Raw genomic sequence first — 18,891 nt, 5'->3', positions numbered from 1 at the left:
GCCTTTTAAGAGCCTGGAAATACAAAAGCGACAACAGCTCTTAATCCCCAATCGGGTTTAATTTCATGAGGCCCTACAATTGGTATCAGAGGCATAACAGCAAACTGAACGACTTGATCTCCTAATTTGGTAACGGCTCCAATGGATGGATTTAAGGAAATTAAAGTAGTATTGGCTTCCCAGTTTTGAGTAATTTCGGCATTTACGCCTAAACTCGCTCCACTTTTGTAACTGTGTGAAAGAAAGATTTGTGTATAAAAACTATTGAAATCGGCACGGTCTTCATTGCCCGCGACAGACCAAATTTGATTGGCTATAAAACCAACCGAAAGTCCTTTGCCTTGATGCATTACCAAAACACTTGGCCCAACACCAAATTTTTCTGTTCCTAAGAATTTCTCTGTTGCAGTTGGTACTAAAAACGCTGGTCCAATTCCGAAAATAAGTCCTTTCGTTTTAGGTGCGAAAAAGGCTGTTACAGTTGCATCACTTAATCCAAATTCGTGCGTGTTTTCACCAGTTATATCGCGTTGATCAACTACTGGAAGGATGTAACGCGTAATTAAGTTTAAATTATCACTTAATTTAAAAGGAATTACGGGTTGTATATTTATAGTATATTTTGATCCGTTAAATGGTCCAATACCATAACTAAGATTGTTTTGTAATGGAACGCTAATTAAACTAGCAACCGGATTGGCTAATTTATCTGCTAATTCTTGAGCACTTGAGCCTGGTTTTGCAGGTTCTTCTTGTGCGAATGCAGCGAAATTTAAAAGAAAAAATACCGCCGTAGAGAATAATTTGATGCTATTATTTGCTAATACATATTTCATAATCAGAGACTTTAAAAGGATTTCGTAATCATTCTCAGAAAATCAAATGAAACAACTTTCAACTTTAAAAGCTGTTTCATTTTACTTTTCACTAATTCAAATTATTGGTCTGGAAATATCTTTTTCCAGTCGTCTTTCATACTTATTACGTGATACTTATATTTAGCAGCCGTATTTAGTGATAAATTATCTTTTTCCTGATAGTTATATTCCCTGATAGAATCATTGTGATTTACAATCATTTGGAATGAAGGATATTTACTTCCTTGAGAATATCTAAGCATGGCAAGATCACCAGCGCCGCCTTCGTTTCCGCAGGCAAAAACAGGTCTTTGACCAATATGCAATTGTATGCCAACAGGTTTTCCTTCTTTATCATTAAATTGATTTAAAGCAGGTTCTCTAACAATACTATTCTTTGCATCATCAAATTTGTATTTAAAAGAAGTTCCAACTACTTGTTCTTTTGGAATTCCATAAAAATCTTGTGAAATAGCACGGACTAATTCTATCGTTCCTCCCGTTACGATAAAAGTTTTAAAACCGTTTGCACGGAGATAATTTAGCAGTTCTAACTGAGGCTGGTATCTAATTTGCTTTAGAGAAACGTTTTTGCCTGGATATTTAGCTCCGGCAAAGAACTCTTTGGCAGAAGCTTCAAACTCATCTTCGGTCATGCCTGTATGTGTTGCAGCAACTAATTCGATAAGTGCTTTGTCTCCTCCTTTTTCAAAAAAAGATTTGTCTTTTTCTACAACGGCTTTAAATGGCTGTTTTTGTGCTAAAGAAGGATTGGCTTCCACCATTTTTTTTACACGGTAAAAAGCAAATAGTTCTTGAACATAAGGTTTTTCAGCCCATAGCGTTCCGTCGTTATCAAAAGTGGCAATTCTGTTTTCTACAGGAATAAAATCAGCACTTCCTTCTTTGGTTACTTTGGTAACATAATCGATAATTTCTTTCTTTAGCGGAGTATCATTCCAGCTTGGCAGCGGATCAGAACTTTTGGCAACATTTGTAGTATCAGAAGCAGTAGAAGTCGTTGTTGAAACTGTATCAGCTTTTTTGCAAGAAACCAACAACAATAGAAATAAGGGCAATATATATATTTTCTTATACATCATGATATTGATTTTTAAATTGATAGAGCTTGAAACATTGGATAGATTCAAGCTCTACTTATGATATTTCTATTTTTTCTTAGAAGCTGCTGCTTTTGCTGCTTTTTCCTTTACCTCAGCATCATGTACTGCATCACGAACAAAATTTATCGGATTAAAACTTGGAGGTACAGAACGTGGAGGCCAATCTCTAAGGCCTTGCGCAAATTTAGCTACCTCAGATATTACATAGTATCCTAAGAATACGTGATTCATTTGATAATCCCAGAAAGTATTTGAAGTTATATCGGATTTTTCATAAGGATCCATATACAGATTGTAAATCTTCTGCAAACGTAATTCTGTAAATGGTTCAGCCCATAAACCCAATGTTCCCTGCATACGCTGCTCAGCCATCACAGATTTCCATGGGCCAATTCTAACAGCAACCAATAATCCATCATCATCAGAATAATAGAATTCATTTCTGGCGCTTTTTTCTGTTGTACCACGTAAAAATGGCGTTTGATCATATCCATCTAAATGAACTTTGTAATTTTTGCCATTTGCTGTGTAGCCTTTTTGCATTTTGTTTACAATGTCTGGCTCACCTGCAGCAGAAACAAGAGTGGGAAACCAGTCGTTATGGCTCATTAATTCGTTTGTTACCTGGCCTGGCTTGATTACGCCTGGCCAGCGCACAACACAAGGAACTCTAAATGCACCCTCCCAATTGGTGTTTTTTTCTGAACGAAATGCAGTTGTACCACCATCAGGCCAAGTATTACTATGCGGTCCATTATCTGTAGAATATACAACGATAGTGTTTTCTTCTAATCCCATTTCTTTCAGAGCATCAAGTATTTGTCCAACTTGACCGTCGTGCTCAATCATACCATCAATATACTCACTATCCCCATATTTAAATTTACCTCTATGTTCTGCTTTAACGTGAGTACGTAAGTGCATACGCGTAGCATTCCACCAAATAAAAAATGGTTTACCGGCATCTTTTTGTCTTTTCATAAAATCGATGGTAGCAGCAACTGTTTCTTCATCGATAGTTTCCATTCTTTTTTTAGTAAGAGGTCCAGTGTCTTCTATTCTTTGTTTTCCAACTTTACCAAAACGAGGATCAACTGTGGGATCATCTTTATCTGAAGCAAAACATTTTAAAACTCCTCTTGGTCCAAATCCTGAAAGGAATTTTGGATCTTTCGGATAATCAGGCAATTCTGGTTCTTCTTCTGCATTTAAGTGATATAGGTTTCCTAAAAACTCATCAAAACCATTAACAGTTGGAAGACTTTCATTACGATCTCCTAAGTGATTTTTTCCAAATTGCCCTGTTGCATAACCAAGCTGTTTTAATGCAACAGCAATAGAAGGATCTAGTTGATTCATTCCCATTGGAGCACCTGGAATACCAACCTTAGTCAATCCAGACCGTATTCCATGTTGTCCCGTAATAAAAGCCGCACGACCTGCTGTACAACTTTGTTCTCCATAATAGTGAAGAAATCGAATTCCTTCATTAGCTATACGGTCAATATTAGGCGTTGTATACCCCATCAATCCGTCACTATAAGCACTAATATTAGATGTTCCAATATCATCTCCCCAAAGAATCAGAATATTTGGTTTTTTATTGTCTTGAGCTTTCACCTGAAGAATCGTGAAGCACACAAATGCAAAAAGCATTATGGCATTTTTAAGTTTACTCTGTTTCATGATAAAAAAAATTCGTTAATGATCTTGTTATTTATATGAGTTTGTAAATCCGAAAGAAAAATGGGTAAAATGCTGCTTTCAAAAACTTATTAATGGAGTATATTTTTTTGATATGGCTTGGAAGATTTATTCCAGAAACTTGAGATGTTTTTTTAACTTTTTTTTAAGCTTCTCAAAATTAGCTAATAAATGAGCGAATAATTGTATTTATTTGGCGAGAGCTTGTTTCATTTTATAAAATGAAACAACATAAATGAGGAATTTGCAACAAAAAGCATCATTTTTATAAAAATGATAAATGAAAAATAGAAGAAAACGCTTTTTTTACATATAGTAAAAATGACTATTAATTAATTCTATTAGACAGAAATATTTGTAGCCAGAGGTGAAAAATGTGTAAGTAAAAGATTTAAAACAAAAAAAGCCGCTTGAATCAAGCGGCTTTTAAATATATGTATAGAATAATTTACTCTATTTCAGAAACTCTCATAGTGTTAACCATTCCTTTTTCTTTGATTGGCATTGCAGCAAGATTAATTAAATAATCTCCTTTTTGTGCATAACCTTTTTCAACTGCAATTTGATTTACATCTGTTACAGTATCATCTGTACTTTCTTCATTATCATAGTAGAAAGATTTAACTCCCCATAATAAATTCAATTGTGTTAAGATTCTTCTGTTTGAAGTAAATACTAAAATATGAGCAGAAGCTGGTCTCCAAGCTGAAATTTGGAAAGCTGTATAACCGCTGTTTGTTAAAGTACATATTGCTTTAGCTTCGATTTCATTTGCTAATAAAGCTGCTTGGTGGCAAACTGTTTTAGTAACAAAACGTTTTGTTTTAATTTGCGGAGTATTTTGTGGAACTTGGATTAGTGGTGAATTCTCCACAGCCTCACAAATTTGTGCCATTTTTTGAATTACTTGTACTGGATAATTTCCTGTAGCAGTTTCTCCAGATAACATTACAGCATCTGCTCCGTCCATTACTGAGTTAGCAACGTCATTAACTTCTGCTCTTGTTGGAGTTAAACTTGTAATCATTGTCTCCATCATTTGAGTTGCAACAATAACAGGAATTCTAGCTGTTTTTGCTCTGCGGATCAAATCTTTTTGAACCAATGGTACTTCGTGAGCAGGAAGTTCAACACCTAAATCTCCACGAGCAACCATTAAACCATCGCAATACGCTACAATTTTATCCATGTTCTCAAGAGCTTCCGGCATTTCAATTTTAGCAATAATTGGAATTTTAACGTCAGAATGCTTTGCGATTAATTCTTGTAAGTCTTGTAAATCGCGTGGTGTTTTTACAAACGAAAGCGCAATCCAATCCACTCTTTGCTCAATTGCGAAAATCGCATCGGCAATATCTTTTTCAGTTAAAGCTGGTAAAGAAATCTTTGTGTTTGGAAGATTAACTCCTTTTTTAGATTTTAATTCTCCACCTTGGATAACTCTAGCAACAACTTCACTTTTTTTATCTGTAGAAACAATTTCGAAAATAAGTTTACCATCGTCAAGCAAGATACGCTCTCCAACGTTAACATCATTTGGAAAATTTTGATATTTCATGAAGGCTTTTTTCGATGTTCCAATAATATCTTCTGCAGTTGTAAAAGTGATTTCATCACCATCATGTACTACAGTACCTTCTTCCATTACACCTACTCTAAGTTTTGGTCCTTGCAAATCTCCTAAGATTGCTGTAGTGTAACCAAACTCATCGTTAAGGCTTCTAATAATATTAATCTTTTCTTTTACTCCTTCGTAATCTGCATGCGAAAAATTGATTCTAAACACATTAACCCCTGCATCGATCATATCTTTGATGATCTCTCTTGTACTACAAGCCGGGCCAAGTGTAGCAACAATTTTGGTTTTCTTGTTTGTTAACATTTTTTTTAAAAAATTAGATTGTTTTTTGATTTTATTTTATCTGTATCTACAGCATAAATAGCTGCAATACTTTCAATGGTATTTAGTTTTTGTTGAATTTCTGAAAAATTAAGCGCCTCTTCGCTATTGTCTATTTTCAGGAAAAAATCGACTTTTTTAAATTCAGGAAGTAAATGAATTGTTGTCGAAACCTCACTTGTTTCATTAGAAAACAAATTCTGAAAATCATTCGTACTCACAGAAATGATTTCATTTTTATTCTGAATTAAATTCCAGGAAACAGCTTTTTCAGAATCATAATAATAGAATCTCGAAAAATTTGCTTCTCCTTCCTTAGTCTGAGCATGAATCTCGTTTTTGCTCTTACTTAAGTTTATCGGAAGGATTTTATTTATAAAATAGGCTAATCGATAATCTTCTAATGAAGTATGAATTGCCATTAAATAATAATCAATTTCGTCAAATTCGTCTAAATCCAATCTATGAATAGCCATGTCTTGAAAAATCAAGTTGTAAATATACTATTTCTAAACGGAGCTTCAACGGTTATAACATGGTTGTTTTGTTAAATTATAAACGAAAACGTTGTAGCATTGTGATACTTACAACATTTTTGCAGCTATTTCTTGTCAATTTTTTCTTGAAACGCAAAGTAAGCTCTTTGAGATGCTTTCTCTTCGGCTTTCTTTTTTGAAGTTGCTCTCGCTCTCGCAACTACTTTGTCGTCAATACTAAGTTTAACACCAAATAAACGCTGTCCGTCTATACCGTTATCTTCAAAAATATCATAATGAAAAACTCTTTTTTCTTTTTGACACCATTCAATAACAAGACTTTTATAACTTATAACTTTTCCTTCAAGTCGAGCAATATCGACATAAGGAGTTACTACTCTTTTCTGTATGAATTTTTCACAAAAAGAATAGCCTTTATCTAAATAAATTGCTCCAATAAGAGATTCAAAAATATTACCATGAATGTTTTCGCCAAAGTGCTGAATTGGCACTTTACTTTCTACAAACTGTACTAAGTTTAAATCTTTACCTAATTCATTCAAATGTTCGCGGCTTACAATTTTTGAGCGCATTTTGGTTAAATAACCTTCATCTCCATTTGGGGCTTTATTAAATAAATGTGCAGCAATTACGGCACTTAACATCGCATCTCCTAAAAATTCCAAGCGTTCGTAATTAATAGGATGCCCATTTGGATCCAGTTTATTAGAAGAGCGATGCGTAAAAGCTCTCTTATAAAAATCGATGCTAGAAGGCTGAAAACCAAGAATTTTCTGAATAGTGTCAAAAAAAATCCCGTCTTCTAGAGAACGGGATTTAGAAAATATTTTTTTGATAATATTCATATACAGAAATTAGTCAACTAGTTTTTTAAACAATACACAAGCATTGTGTCCACCAAAACCAAATGTGTTACTCATTGCAACATTTACCTCACGTTTTTGAGGTTTGTTTAAAGTAAGATTTAATGATGGATCAATATTTTCGTCAACAACAGTATGGTTAATCGTTGGAGGAACAATTCCGTGTTGCATTGCTAAGATCGAAGCAATTGCTTCAATAGCTCCAGCAGCACCAAGTAAATGTCCTGTCATTGATTTTGTTGAGTTGATGTTGATGTTTTTAGCATGTTCTCCAAAAACTTTACTGATCGCTTTTAACTCAGCAACGTCTCCTAATGGAGTAGAAGTTCCGTGAGTATTAATGTGATCTACATCTTCTGGGTTCATTCCAGCATCTCTCAAAGTATTTTCCATTACGGCAATTACTCCAATTCCTTCTGGGTGTGGTGCAGTTAAGTGGTAAGCGTCAGACGACATTCCGCCACCGCCAATTTCACAATAAATTTTAGCACCTCTGGCTTTAGCATGTTCGTAATCTTCAAGAACCAAAGCTCCTGCTCCTTCTCCTAAAACGAAACCATCTCTGGTTGCATCAAAAGGTCTTGAAGCCGTTTCTGGACTTTCGTTTCTTGTAGATAAAGCGTGCATTGAACTAAATCCTCCCATACCTGCAATTGTAACTGCAGCTTCAGAACCACCAGAAACAATAACATCGCACATTCCTAAACGAATGTAGTTGAAAGCGTCGATTAATGCATTTGCAGAAGATGCGCAAGCAGAAACCGTAGTATAATTTGGTCCCATATAACCATTACGCATAGAAATATGCGCAGGAGCGATATCGGCAATCATTTTAGGGATAAAAAACGGATTGAACTTTGGAGTTCCATCACCTTTAGCATAATACATAACTTCGTCTTGGAAAGTTTCTAAACCTCCAATTCCTGCTCCCCAGATAACACCAACTCTTTGTTTGTTTACATTATCATTAGTAATTCCAGCATCTTTAATAGCTTCATCACTGGCAGCAATTGCATATTGCGCAAATTTATCTAATCTACGAGATTCCTTACGATCCATGTAATCTTCAATGTTGAAGTTTTTTACTTCGCAGGCAAATTTCGTTTTATGCTTTTCTGTATCATAATATGTTATAGGAGCCGCTCCGCTAACCCCATTCACAAGTGCATTCCAATAATCCTGGATATTATTCCCGATAGGAGTAAGTGCACCTAATCCTGTTACAACAACTCGCCTTAATGCCATAAATATGTATTTTGTACTTTAAACAAATAAAACCCACGCTTTCTTAACTTATTGTTACTTAAGAGCCATGGGAATTACAATATAAATATATCTTTTTGATTGAAAATCAATCGAAATTTAAATTTAAAAAAATAATAACACCCGACTTTTAAAAATTTCTATTTTTAAAAAACAAACTCCAATTTTGGAATTTGGATATTCAAATTTGGAATTTTTAAAATTCGGGTGTGGTATTATTATTTTTTAGCTTCCTCGATATAAGAAATAGCTTGACCAACAGTAGCAATGTTTTCTGCTTGATCGTCTGGAATTTGAATATCAAATTCTTTTTCGAATTCCATAATAAGCTCAACAGTGTCTAATGAGTCAGCTCCTAAATCATTAGTGAAGCTTGCTTCTGTTACAACTTCGTTTTCGTCAACACCTAATTTGTCTACGATAATCGCTTTTACTCTTGATGCAATGTCTGACATAATCTTTAATTTTAGAATTTAATTTGTTGGCAAAAATAAAAAACTTTATTTTAAAACAACTATTTAGTTTATAAATGTGACACTAATTTATAAAATTAATTTCAAGAAAGGTCTTTTAAAGCTATTTATTTTCGTTTTTTATTCCGTTTTTTGCATTCTCAAAATAAATTCTATTATGAAAAAAATTATCGTTTTTGCCTCAGGATCAGGAACTAACGCAGAGAACATTATAAAATATTTTTCGAACATTGAAATTGCAAAGGTTGTTTCAGTTTTTACAAATAATGCTTCAGCAAAAGTTATTGACAGAGCAAAAAATCATCAAATTCCTGTCGAAATCTTCTCAAAAAACGAACTTTTAGAACGAAATTTATTACAAAAAATACAAAAAATCGACCCAGATTTGATCGTACTTGCAGGTTTTTTATTGAAATTTCCTGAAAACATAATCGAACAATATCCAAATAAAATAATAAATATCCATCCTGCACTTTTACCTAAATATGGCGGTAAAGGTATGTACGGCATGCACATTCACAGGGCTATAGTAAATAATAAAGAAAAAGAAACTGGAATTTCTATTCATTATGTAAATGAAAATTATGATGAGGGCGGTATTATTTTTCAAGCAAATGTATCCTTAACAGACGAAGACACACCAGAAACTGTTGCAGAAAAGATTCATGAGCTAGAGCAAACACATTTTCCTGAAATTATCCATAAAATTCTGGAAGATTCAAATTCCAAAATTTAAATTCCAAATTCCAATTTTTAGGTCGCAGAAATCTGCAATCTAAAATCTAAAATCTACACCCTAATAAATGACTCACGAAGTACATATATATACAGATGGCGCAGCAAAAGGAAATCCTGGAAACGGAGGTTACGGCGTAGTCATGGAATTAGTTGGAACACCGCATAAAAAAGAATTTTACGAAGGTTTTCGGCTTACTACTAATAACAGAATGGAACTTTTGGCTGTAATTGTCGGTTTAGAAAAACTGAAAAAGCCAAATATGAAAGTCCTTGTAATTTCTGATTCTAAATATGTCGTTGATTCTGTAGAAAAAAAATGGGTTTTAGGCTGGGAAAAAAAGAAATTTGCCGGCAGAAAAAATCCTGATTTATGGAAACGCTTTTTAATTGTGTATAGAAAACATCAAGTTGACTTTAAGTGGATAAAAGGCCACAACAATCACCCGCAAAACGAACGCTGCGATGAACTTGCCGTAATGGCATCTATGCAGCCCAAACTTTCTGTAGATGTTTACTACGAAACTATAGGATCTAAAGAATAAAAAAACGCATCAATAGTTGATGCGTTTTTTTATACTAACTTAAACTCTTATTTATTCTTTGTCTAAATCTTTTGCTGTTTTAAATCCAGTTAAAAGTCCGATACCTGCCATTATGAAAATTATTGAAGGATAAACTGCTCCGTCATTCAAAGATGTATAGGTGGTAATCAATAAGGCAATAAAGATCCCTACTCCGCTTCCTATTAATAAGAATGCTAGATTTACAACGAAGATTTTCCAAGCTGGAACTCCGCTTCCTTTTCCCTGCATAAAAATACTGGCATCAACACCTTTCTCGATAAGCGCCAAACGTTCTCTGTTTCTAGTTGAATAAATTAAATAAACGATCCCGAAGATCATTAAAAAAAAGCTGATTGGAATAAAAATTTTGTCCATAATATTTACGTTTTTAATTGATTGATACTCCATATGACGAAGCTTTCCAAATTCAGGTTACAAGTTTTAGTGAAAAATTTTAATTTTTAAATCCCAAATCCCAAAATACACTGATAATCAGTTAATTTTGAATGTATTTTCACGGTACAAACTTGGTCAAAGTTTTTAAACTTTGGCCAAGTTCAGAAAGCCAATTGGAATTTGGAGTTTAAAAATTGAAATTTATTTTTTAAAATTCTTGTAACCTAAACATACAAACTGTCGTCCTATATAATATGAGTACAATAAATGATCAACATTATATCGACAAAGTTCTTCAAGGCGACACCAATTCGTTTGCCGTTCTTGTAGATCGTTACAAAGATATGATCTTTACTTTGGCACTCAAAATGGTTAAAAACCGAGAGGAGGCAGAAGAAGTTGCACAAGATACTTTCATCAAGATCTATAGTTCTCTTTCTAAATTTAAAGGCGATTCTAAATTTTCAACATGGATTTATAAAATTGCTTATAATACCTGCCTCGACAGATTGAAGAAAAGTAAAAAAGACGATTTAAATATTTCTATAGATGATTTTTCTTCCCATTTAATTAAAACGATGGACAATGTTTTGAGCGCTTTGGAAGAAAAAGAACGAAAGCAGACGATTCAAAAATGTTTAAATTTATTACCAAGTGACGAAAATTTCCTTTTGACTTTATTTTATTTTGATGATCAGAATTTGGAAGAAATCGGAAAAATCATGAATATATCGGCAAACAATGCGAAAGTAAAATTATTTAGAAGCAGACAAAAATTAGCCGTAATTTTGAGACAGCAGTTAGAACCAGAAATAATAGAATGTTATGAAAGAGAGCGATAAAAACATAGAACACCTTATTGATAAAATGATGGCTGAAGACAAACTGCAGTCACCATCAATAGATTTTACTTCAAAAATTATGGCTGAAGTTCTGGTTTTAGAAGAAAGAAAACTTAAAACATACAAGCCTTTAATTTCTAAACCTGTTTGGATTTTCATTGTAATTGCCATAGTTGCGTTGGTAATTTATTTATCTTTCTTTTCAGTTTCAGAAAACAATTTGGAAATTGGGAAAGTCTATACAGACAAAATTACAACTGCGTTTTCGGGAATTCATTTCTCCAAAAATATAATGTATGCTGTTTTAATTGTTCCTTTTATGATTTTGATTCAGGTTGGCGTTTTAAAGAATTATTTTGATAAGAAATATCAACTATAAAAATGAAAAAAGAAAAGTTAGTTTTCAAACACTTTTTAAGAGCAAAAAAAACATGCAGCTATGCTCTTTTATTGTTGTTGTTTTTTGTTACTGGTTATGCATCAGCAATCCAGCCAGCCTTTACTAAGAAGGAAATAAAATTTGTTAGTGAAGGAATTTCACTCGCTGGTACTATTTTTACACCTAAAAAAATACAGGCAGCCGTTGTAATTATTCATGGATCTGGACAAGAAAAAAGAATGACAAACTTCGCTGTAACTCTAGCCAGCAATGGAATTGCAGTTTTAACGTATGACAAACGCGGAGTCGGAGAATCAGGCGGTGTATATGCCGGACCTGAAGTAGGAACTAATAATGTTGATTTCTCCAATCTAAATCTTTTGTCTTTAGATGCCAGTGCTGCCGTAAATAGTCTGTCTAAATATTTATCAAATGATCAAATATCAATAGGTTTAATAGGAGGCAGTCAAGCTGGATGGATAATTCCATTGACCGCAGAGAAAAATAACAAAGTTAAATTTATGACAATATTTAGTGGCGCTCTTATAACGGTTAAAGAACAATTGAGATTTCAATTTTTCACCAATGGAGATCAAAATTTCTGGAATACACACTCGGAAGAAGAGGCAAGAAAACATGTATTCAATGACCCTGATAAATATGAGTTTATTGATACAGATCCCAAAGACATTCTAGCTAAATTATCGATTCCAGGAATCTGGATTTTTGGCGGTAAAGATATTCAAGTCCCGGTAAAGCTATCAATCGAATATCTTGATGTATTAAAATCTAAAGGAAAACATTATGAATATAAATTATTTCCAAACTTGGGTCACAATACCGCATTTTCAGACGCTGAAGAACCTATGAAGGATGCCATCAAATGGATTAAAAGCATAAAATAAATAAGGCCAATCATACTCAAAAAAATATTCCCGTTTTAATCTGAAAAAGAAAAACTACTTGTTTTAAAAGCTCAGATAAAATTAGATATATTTCAAAAATAAAACTTGCAATTTAAATCTGGAAATCATATTTTAAGCACTCTATTAAATCAAATATAATTCACTCATTTACAATATAATTACATCCGAAATCGATATTATTTTTTTAAGAAAATTTTGAGAACCTAAACCGTTGCAATATTGTAACTTATAGAGTATCTTTGCACCCTAATTCGAAATTCATAAAATGAATAAATTATTGATTGTTGGAACAGTTGCTTTCGACGCGATCGAAACTCCTTTCGGAAAAACAGATAAAATATTAGGTGGTGCTGCAACGTATATTGGTTTATCAGCTTCATTTTTTAACTTGCAATCGGCCATAGTTTCTGTAGTTGGCGACGATTTTCCTCAAGAACATTTAGATTTATTAACTTCAAAAAATATTGATATCTCTGGTATCGAAATTGTAAAAGGCGGTAAAACGTTTTTTTGGAGCGGATTGTATCATAACGATTTAAACTCTAGAGATACATTGGTTACTGAGTTAAACGTTTTAGCTGATTTTCAGCCAAAAGTTCCTCAAAACTATAAAGATGCTGATGTTGTGATGTTAGGAAATTTACATCCGTTGGTACAAAGCAGTGTTTTAGATCAAATGGAGAAAAAACCAAAATTAGTTGTTTTAGACACAATGAACTTTTGGATGGACTGCGCTCTTCCTGAATTATTAGACGTTATTAAACGTGTAGATGTTATTACAATCAATGACGAAGAAGCAAGACAACTTTCTGGTGAATATTCATTAGTAAAAGCTGCTGCCAAAATCCAAGATATGGGACCAAAATATGTGGTGATCAAAAAAGGAGAACACGGAGCACTTTTATTCCACAACAGAGAAGTATTCTTTGCACCTGCCCTACCATTAGAAGAGGTTTTTGATCCAACTGGAGCTGGAGACACTTTTGCAGGTGGTTTCTCAGGATTTATTGCGCAAAGCGAAAACATTTCGTTTGGCAACATGAAAAATGCAATTATTTACGGTTCAAATTTAGCTTCGTTCTGCGTAGAGAAATTTGGAACTGAAAGGATGGAAACATTAAGTAAAGCAGAAGTAGCGATTCGATTACAGCAATTTAAGTCGTTAACTCAGTTTGACATAGAAATATAATGCGCAAAAGCCTCGATAAACCGGGGCTTTTTTATTACGTTAATACACACAACTTACAACAACACAAATACAAGAAACAATGAGCGACGCTTTAAAACACGAATGTGGTATAGCCTTAGTTAGACTTCTTAAACCGCTTGAATATTATAAAGAAAAATACGGAACTGCTTTCTACGGAATTCAGAAAATGTATTTAATGATGGAAAAACAGCACAACCGTGGACAAGACGGTGCTGGTTTTGCAAGCATTAAATTGGATGTTGAACCTGGACAACGCTACATCAGCAGAGTTCGTTCGAATCATGCACAGCCGATACAAGATGTTTTTAAACAAATCAATGAGAGAATCAGCGAAGAATTAAAAGCACAGCCTGAAATTGGTGACGACATCAATAAAATAAAATCACAAATTCCTTATGTTGGCGAATTGTTTTTAGGACACGTTCGTTACGGAACTTTTGGAAAAAACAGCATCGAAAGCGTTCACCCATTTTTACGTCAAAGCAACTGGATGCACCGCAATTTGATTTTGGCAGGAAACTTCAACATGACCAATGTTAAAGAACTTTTCGAAAATCTAGTTGAACTTGGACAACATCCAAAAGAAATGGCAGATACTGTTACGGTAATGGAAAAAATTGGTCATTTCTTAGACAAAGAAGTAATGCAATTGTATCAAGACTGTAAAACAGAAGGTTACTCAAAAAGAGAAGCTTCTCCAGTAATTGCTGAGCGTTTGGATATTGCTAAAATATTAGCTCGTTCAGCTAAAAATTTAGATGGAGGTTACGCAATGGCTGGTTTATTGGGCCACGGTGATGCTTTTGTTTTTAGAGATCCAGCAGGAATTCGTCCAGCTTATTTTTACCAAGACGACGAAGTAGTTGTTGTAGCTTCTGAAAGACCAGTTATTCAAACTGTATTTAATGTACCTTTTGAAAGCGTTCAGGAAATTGAACCAGGAAATGCTTTAATCATTAAGAAAAGCGGTAAAGTTTCTATGAATCAAATCTTGGAACCAACCGTTAAAAAAGCTTGTTCGTTTGAAAGAATTTATTTTTCTAGAGGAAGTGACGCTGAAATTTATCAAGAACGTAAAAATTTAGGGAAATTAATTTTACCTGCTGTTCTTAAAGCAATTGACAGCGATACAGACAATACTGTTTTCTCTTATATTCCAAATACTGCTGAAACTTCATTTTATGGTTTAGTTGAAGCTGCACAGGATTTCTTGAATCAGAGAAAAAACAATTATATTTTAGAAAACAGAAATACACTGACTGCCGAAACACTTCAGGAGCTTTTAGCTGTAAAAATACGTACAGAGAAAGTTGCTATTAAAGATGCTAAACTTAGAACCTTTATTACAGAAGACAGCAGTCGTGATGATTTAGTAGCTCACGTTTACGATGTTACATATGGCGTAATTAAACCAGAAGATAACTTAGTTATTATCGACGACAGTATTGTTCGTGGTACTACATTAAAAATGAGCATCATTAAAATGATGGATCGCTTAAAACCAAAACGTATTGTTATTGTTTCATCTGCACCTCAAATTCGTTACCCAGATTGTTACGGAATTGATATGGCAAAACTAGAAGGTTTAGTTGCCTTTAGAGCAGCACTTGCTTTATTAAAAGAAAGAAACTTATACCATATTGTAGATGAAGTTTATACTAAATGTAAAGCACAAGAAAATTTCTCAGATTCTGATGTTGTAAATTATGTAACAGAAATTTACGATCAATTTACAGATGAGGAGATTTCAGATAAAATTGCAGAAATGTTAAGCTCTCCAGAAATCAATGCTGAAGTGAAAATTATTTTCCAAACTGTAGAAGATCTTCACAAAGCTTGTCCTAAAAATTTAGGTGACTGGTACTTTACTGGAGACTACCCAACTCCTGGCGGAAATAGAGTTGTAAATCGTGCTTTTATGAATTTTTACGAAGGAAAAGACGCTCGAGCTTATTAAAAAAGTATTAACAAAAGGTTAAATAGTGCATTTCATCGGTTTTTTTTGCCGTTCATCCTGTTTGTTTGGTGAAATTGAAAAGCTACAATACTTTTGAGAGACCATAACATTAGTAGGTTAAGTTTATGGTAGATTTGGGGCAAAAAGGGTGGAAGAAATTCCACCTTTTTTATTGGAATAAACTCAAATATTTCTACAACAAGAGATTACCTTTATCTTGATCGAATTATTCCCTTTAACTACAAAGTTTTTTCAGAGAACACTTTCCATACATATATTCAAAGACATTAGTACATTAAGTTTATAATAAATTGGGGCAAAAAAAAAGCTTATTAAAATCCGATTTTTTATTCGTTAATACACTTAAGTATTTACATCACAACAGATTATTCCATTTATCGGATTTACTTACCTTTTATCTAAAAAGTTTTTTTTGCAAAATTACCTTCCATACATTTACTAAACCATAACATTAGTAGGTTAAGTTTATGGTAGATTTGGGGCAAAAAAGGTGGAAGAGATTCCACCTTTTTTATTGTAATAAATCTAACAAAATCAATTAATTACATTCCATTTATCGGATTTACTTACCTTTCATCTGAAAAGTTTTTTTTACAAAACTACCTTCTATATATTTACTACACCATAACATTAGTAGGTTAAGTATATGGTAGATTTGGGGCAAAAAGGGTGGAAGAAATTCCACCTTTTTTATTTTTTTAGAAGAGAAAAAAGATNAAAAAAAAAACGGATAATCTTTCGATCATCCGTTTTTTCTTATTCTATTTTCTTTGAATAGACTATTTGTCTAAAGCAAATCTTCTAGCTACTTCTGTCCAGTTAATTACACTAAAGAAAGCTTCAATATAATCTGGTCTTCTGTTTTGGTAGTTTAAGTAGTAAGCATGTTCCCAAACATCCATTCCTAAGATTGGAGTTCCACCGTTTCCAGCAACTTCTGGCATTAATGGATTATCTTGATTTGGAGTACCTACAACTTCTAATTTCCCTCCTTTTTGAACTGTTAACCAAGCCCATCCTGAACCGAATTGCGTAGCACCAGCTTTAGCAAATTTTGCTTTAAATTCATCAAATGATCCAAAAGAAGCTTCAATTGCTTCCAATAAATCTCCTGTTGGTAATCCACCTCCGTTTGGAGACATTACTGTCCAGAATAAATTGTGGTTGTAAAAACCTCCACCATTATTACGAACTGCCGCATTAGATTTATCTAAGTTAATCAAGATATTCTCGATTGTTTTTCCTTCTAAATCTGTTCCAGCGATAGCCGCATTAAGATTTGTCGTATATGCATTGTGATGTTTAGTATGGTGGATTTCCATTGTACGAGCATCAATATGTGGTTCTAATGCGTCATATGCATAAGGTAATTGTGGTAATTCAAAAGCCATGATATTAGGATTTTTATGGTTTATAATAATTTATTCCAAATTTAGACATTTAACTTTGGAATAGAAAATACTATTTCGTTATAATTCAATTTAATTAATCGATAAATTGCTTTTTAAGAAGTTAAATACTTGTAAATCTTTATTTTCCATTAAAAGTAGTCATGGTATTTTCCAATCCTGCTGTTCCAAAAGTTTTGATAATTTCTGCCGAAGTCTCTAAACGTTCTGGTAATTTTGACTCTTCTTCTTCATTCCACTCTCCTAAAACATAATCTATTTGCTGCCCTTTTTTAAATTGATCACTTATACCAAATCTAAAACGAGTGTATTGCTGTGTATTAAGAACTAAATTAATATTTTTAAGTCCGTTATGCCCGCCGTCGCTTCCTTTTGGTTTGATTCTAATGGTTCCAAAAGACAGATTTAGATCGTCTGTAATCACAAGAATATTTTCTAATGGAATATTTTCTTTGTCCATCCAATATTTTACGGCTTTACCACTTAAGTTCATATAAGTGTTTGGTTTTAAAAGAAAAAAAGTTCTTCCCTTAAACTTATATTCTGCCATTGAACCGAGTTTTACAGTTTTAAATGATAGACCTTCTTTTTTAGCTAAAAAATCAAGCACTTTAAATCCGATATTATGTCTAGTGTTTACATATTCGGCTCCGATATTTCCTAATCCTACGATTAAATATTTTTTCATATTATCTATGTTCTCTTCTTTTGGTGTTGATGAAAACAGTTTTATTATCCATTTTATCATGTTGCAAAAATAAACTTAATTGGGAAATTAAATCCTTTGCAATAATAATTTTCTCTAGTATTAAATCNAAAAAAAAACATCTTGGGGTAAAATCTCGTTGAACATAAAAAGAAATTTGCACATTCAAAAAAGGGGTCAAACTAAATATCTAAATCCCCGATAATTAAAAGAATACGCTATGAAAAACAAATTTCTTCCTTTGCTTTTTGTGCTAGCCAGTTACGGTGCCTACTCTCAGGTAGGTATTGGAACACTGAAGCCAAATGCATCAACACAGCTAGAAGTTGTTGCTTCAGATAAAGGGATTTTAATTCCTCGAGTTCCTTTAACAGGATCTACAGATGCCACAACAATTAAAAATGGAAATGTTAATAGTTTACTGGTTTTTAATACTGAAACAATTTCAGATATAACTCCAGGCTATTATTACTGGTATGTCGATAAATGGTATAGAATTGCAGTTTCTGGAGAAGGAACCGGTATAGGAACAGCAGAAGGCAATGGTATCCCAGGTAAAAAAGGCGATCCAGGTTATCCAGGTAAAAATATTAATATTTATACTGATAAAATAACTAATACAGTTTATGTACAAAATTCAGATGGTACTTGGACTCCTATTAATGGTCATAATGGAGCGACGGGAGCAACTGGTCCAACAGGATTGACTGGAGCAACTGGGGCAACTGGAGCAACTGGGGCAACTGGTGCGACAGGGGCGACTGGGGCAACTGGGGCAACTGGGGCAACTGGTGCGACAGGGGCGACTGGTACAACTGGGGCGACTGGTGCAACTGGTGCAACTGGTGCAACTGGTGCGACGGGAGCAACTGGAGCGACTGGTGCAACTGGTGCAACTGGTGCAACTGGAGCAACTGGGGCAACTGGTGCGACAGGGGCGACTGGTGCAACTGGTGCAACTGGTGCGACTGGAGCTACGGGTGCGACTGGAGCAACGGGTGCAACTGGAGCAGATGGAGCGACTGGTGCAACTGGTGCAACGGGTGCGACTGGAGCAACGGGT

Annotated in this window: 18 protein-coding genes and 1 pseudogene; 8 read left to right on the top strand and 11 right to left on the bottom strand. The window is 33.8% G+C overall.

Going from position 1 to position 18,891, the window contains the following annotated elements; translation table 11 throughout:
- Nucleotides 1-5 precede the first annotated feature (5 nt).
- The 8 genes from ASE40_RS04475 to ASE40_RS04440 all read right to left on the bottom strand — a co-directional run bounded on the left by ASE40_RS04475 (nucleotide 6) and on the right by ASE40_RS04440 (nucleotide 8,663).
- The gene (locus ASE40_RS04475) at nucleotides 6-836 is read right to left on the bottom strand and encodes a hypothetical protein (protein ID WP_057115584.1); all 831 of its coding nucleotides are present in this window, start codon (nucleotides 834-836) and stop codon (nucleotides 6-8) included.
- Between the two features lie 101 nt (nucleotides 837-937).
- Nucleotides 938-1,957, bottom strand: a complete 1,020-nt coding sequence (locus ASE40_RS04470; RefSeq protein ID WP_082586740.1) for an HAD family hydrolase — start codon at nucleotides 1,955-1,957, stop codon at nucleotides 938-940.
- Between the two features lie 69 nt (nucleotides 1,958-2,026).
- Nucleotides 2,027-3,667: an arylsulfatase gene (locus tag ASE40_RS04465; protein WP_057115582.1), complete on the bottom strand. Its 1,641-nt coding sequence runs from the start codon at nucleotides 3,665-3,667 to the stop codon at nucleotides 2,027-2,029.
- Nucleotides 3,668-4,133: 466 nt separating this feature from the next.
- Nucleotides 4,134-5,567: a pyruvate kinase gene (gene pyk / locus ASE40_RS04460; protein ID WP_057115581.1), complete on the bottom strand. Its 1,434-nt coding sequence runs from the start codon at nucleotides 5,565-5,567 to the stop codon at nucleotides 4,134-4,136.
- A 5-nt stretch (nucleotides 5,568-5,572) separates the two neighbouring features.
- Entirely contained in the window at nucleotides 5,573-6,061 is a 489-nt protein-coding gene (locus ASE40_RS04455) for an IPExxxVDY family protein (RefSeq protein WP_057115580.1), read from the bottom strand.
- 125 nt (nucleotides 6,062-6,186) lie between these two features.
- Nucleotides 6,187-6,927, bottom strand: a complete 741-nt coding sequence (gene rnc / locus ASE40_RS04450) for a ribonuclease III (RefSeq protein ID WP_057115579.1) — start codon at nucleotides 6,925-6,927, stop codon at nucleotides 6,187-6,189.
- 9 nt (nucleotides 6,928-6,936) lie between these two features.
- A complete protein-coding gene (fabF, locus tag ASE40_RS04445) occupies nucleotides 6,937-8,190 on the bottom strand; it encodes a beta-ketoacyl-ACP synthase II (protein ID WP_057115578.1) in 1,254 nt (417 codons plus the stop codon).
- Nucleotides 8,191-8,426: 236 nt separating this feature from the next.
- Nucleotides 8,427-8,663, bottom strand: coding sequence for an acyl carrier protein (locus ASE40_RS04440; protein ID WP_007137004.1), 237 nt, complete (start codon nucleotides 8,661-8,663; stop codon nucleotides 8,427-8,429).
- A gap of 175 nt (nucleotides 8,664-8,838) precedes the next feature.
- On the opposite strand from ASE40_RS04440, the gene purN reads away from it, so the two are divergent.
- Nucleotides 8,839-9,417 (top strand): phosphoribosylglycinamide formyltransferase, encoded by a 579-nt coding sequence (gene purN / locus ASE40_RS04435; protein ID WP_057115577.1) that lies wholly within the window; start codon nucleotides 8,839-8,841, stop codon nucleotides 9,415-9,417.
- A gap of 67 nt (nucleotides 9,418-9,484) precedes the next feature.
- Nucleotides 9,485-9,961: a ribonuclease HI gene (gene rnhA, locus ASE40_RS04430; protein ID WP_057115576.1), complete on the top strand. Its 477-nt coding sequence runs from the start codon at nucleotides 9,485-9,487 to the stop codon at nucleotides 9,959-9,961.
- Nucleotides 9,962-10,012: 51 nt separating this feature from the next.
- Here the strand turns inward: rnhA and ASE40_RS04425 are convergent, their stop codons facing one another.
- Nucleotides 10,013-10,357: a DUF6249 domain-containing protein gene (locus ASE40_RS04425; protein WP_057115985.1), complete on the bottom strand. Its 345-nt coding sequence runs from the start codon at nucleotides 10,355-10,357 to the stop codon at nucleotides 10,013-10,015.
- 275 nt (nucleotides 10,358-10,632) lie between these two features.
- On the opposite strand from ASE40_RS04425, the gene ASE40_RS04420 reads away from it, so the two are divergent.
- From ASE40_RS04420 to ASE40_RS04400, 5 genes are all read left to right on the top strand, one after another.
- Complete coding sequence (locus ASE40_RS04420; protein WP_057115575.1) at nucleotides 10,633-11,220, top strand: RNA polymerase sigma factor; 588 nt, start codon at nucleotides 10,633-10,635, stop codon at nucleotides 11,218-11,220.
- Nucleotides 11,204-11,599 (top strand): hypothetical protein, encoded by a 396-nt coding sequence (locus ASE40_RS04415; RefSeq protein ID WP_057115574.1) that lies wholly within the window; start codon nucleotides 11,204-11,206, stop codon nucleotides 11,597-11,599. Before ASE40_RS04420 ends, ASE40_RS04415 begins: the two co-directional genes overlap by 17 nt.
- A 2-nt stretch (nucleotides 11,600-11,601) precedes the next feature.
- Nucleotides 11,602-12,504: an alpha/beta hydrolase family protein gene (locus ASE40_RS04410; RefSeq protein ID WP_082586739.1), complete on the top strand. Its 903-nt coding sequence runs from the start codon at nucleotides 11,602-11,604 to the stop codon at nucleotides 12,502-12,504.
- Between the two features lie 286 nt (nucleotides 12,505-12,790).
- Nucleotides 12,791-13,714 carry a PfkB family carbohydrate kinase gene (locus tag ASE40_RS04405; RefSeq protein ID WP_035646428.1) on the top strand — a complete coding sequence of 308 codons (924 nt, stop codon included), beginning with the start codon at nucleotides 12,791-12,793 and terminating at the stop codon, nucleotides 13,712-13,714.
- Between the two features lie 79 nt (nucleotides 13,715-13,793).
- Nucleotides 13,794-15,692, top strand: a complete 1,899-nt coding sequence (locus tag ASE40_RS04400; RefSeq protein WP_057115573.1) for an amidophosphoribosyltransferase — start codon at nucleotides 13,794-13,796, stop codon at nucleotides 15,690-15,692.
- 800 nt (nucleotides 15,693-16,492) lie between these two features.
- Here the strand turns inward: ASE40_RS04400 and ASE40_RS04395 are convergent.
- Both ASE40_RS04395 and pth read right to left on the bottom strand, forming a co-directional pair.
- Nucleotides 16,493-17,104 (bottom strand): superoxide dismutase, encoded by a 612-nt coding sequence (locus ASE40_RS04395; protein WP_057115572.1) that lies wholly within the window; start codon nucleotides 17,102-17,104, stop codon nucleotides 16,493-16,495.
- A gap of 139 nt (nucleotides 17,105-17,243) precedes the next feature.
- Entirely contained in the window at nucleotides 17,244-17,870 is a 627-nt protein-coding gene (gene pth, locus ASE40_RS04390) for an aminoacyl-tRNA hydrolase (protein WP_057115571.1), read from the bottom strand.
- Between the two features lie 178 nt (nucleotides 17,871-18,048).
- On the opposite strand from pth, the pseudogene ASE40_RS22100 reads away from it, so the two are divergent.
- Nucleotides 18,049-18,891, top strand: a pseudogene (locus tag ASE40_RS22100) (hypothetical protein); the annotation flags it as partial.

The sequence above is a fragment of the Flavobacterium sp. Root935 genome, assembly GCF_001429295.1.
GTDB lineage: Bacteria > Bacteroidota > Bacteroidia > Flavobacteriales > Flavobacteriaceae > Flavobacterium.
The sequence above is the reverse complement of the archived record's forward strand: the minus strand, read 5'-3'. Positions and strand labels throughout refer to the sequence as shown.

Excerpts from the sequence above, each read along its gene's own strand:
- ASE40_RS04470 (WP_082586740.1), bottom strand. The coding sequence starts at position 1,957 with ATGTATAAGAAAATATATATATTGCCCTTATTTCTATTGTTGTTGGTT.
- ASE40_RS04405 (WP_035646428.1), top strand. The coding sequence starts at position 12,791 with ATGAATAAATTATTGATTGTTGGAACAGTTGCTTTCGACGCGATCGAA.
- ASE40_RS04440 (WP_007137004.1), bottom strand. The coding sequence starts at position 8,663 with ATGTCAGACATTGCATCAAGAGTAAAAGCGATTATCGTAGACAAATTA.
- pth (WP_057115571.1), bottom strand. The coding sequence starts at position 17,870 with ATGATAAAATGGATAATAAAACTGTTTTCATCAACACCAAAAGAAGAG.
- ASE40_RS04395 (WP_057115572.1), bottom strand. The coding sequence starts at position 17,104 with ATGGCTTTTGAATTACCACAATTACCTTATGCATATGACGCATTAGAA.
- fabF (WP_057115578.1), bottom strand. The coding sequence starts at position 8,190 with ATGGCATTAAGGCGAGTTGTTGTAACAGGATTAGGTGCACTTACTCCT.
- ASE40_RS04420 (WP_057115575.1), top strand. The coding sequence starts at position 10,633 with ATGAGTACAATAAATGATCAACATTATATCGACAAAGTTCTTCAAGGC.
- ASE40_RS04400 (WP_057115573.1), top strand. The coding sequence starts at position 13,794 with ATGAGCGACGCTTTAAAACACGAATGTGGTATAGCCTTAGTTAGACTT.
- ASE40_RS04425 (WP_057115985.1), bottom strand. The coding sequence starts at position 10,357 with ATGGACAAAATTTTTATTCCAATCAGCTTTTTTTTAATGATCTTCGGG.
- rnc (WP_057115579.1), bottom strand. The coding sequence starts at position 6,927 with ATGAATATTATCAAAAAAATATTTTCTAAATCCCGTTCTCTAGAAGAC.
- pyk (WP_057115581.1), bottom strand. The coding sequence starts at position 5,567 with ATGTTAACAAACAAGAAAACCAAAATTGTTGCTACACTTGGCCCGGCT.
- purN (WP_057115577.1), top strand. The coding sequence starts at position 8,839 with ATGAAAAAAATTATCGTTTTTGCCTCAGGATCAGGAACTAACGCAGAG.
- ASE40_RS04415 (WP_057115574.1), top strand. The coding sequence starts at position 11,204 with ATGAAAGAGAGCGATAAAAACATAGAACACCTTATTGATAAAATGATG.
- ASE40_RS04455 (WP_057115580.1), bottom strand. The coding sequence starts at position 6,061 with ATGGCTATTCATAGATTGGATTTAGACGAATTTGACGAAATTGATTAT.
- ASE40_RS04475 (WP_057115584.1), bottom strand. The coding sequence starts at position 836 with ATGAAATATGTATTAGCAAATAATAGCATCAAATTATTCTCTACGGCG.
- ASE40_RS04410 (WP_082586739.1), top strand. The coding sequence starts at position 11,602 with ATGAAAAAAGAAAAGTTAGTTTTCAAACACTTTTTAAGAGCAAAAAAA.
- ASE40_RS04465 (WP_057115582.1), bottom strand. The coding sequence starts at position 3,667 with ATGAAACAGAGTAAACTTAAAAATGCCATAATGCTTTTTGCATTTGTG.
- rnhA (WP_057115576.1), top strand. The coding sequence starts at position 9,485 with ATGACTCACGAAGTACATATATATACAGATGGCGCAGCAAAAGGAAAT.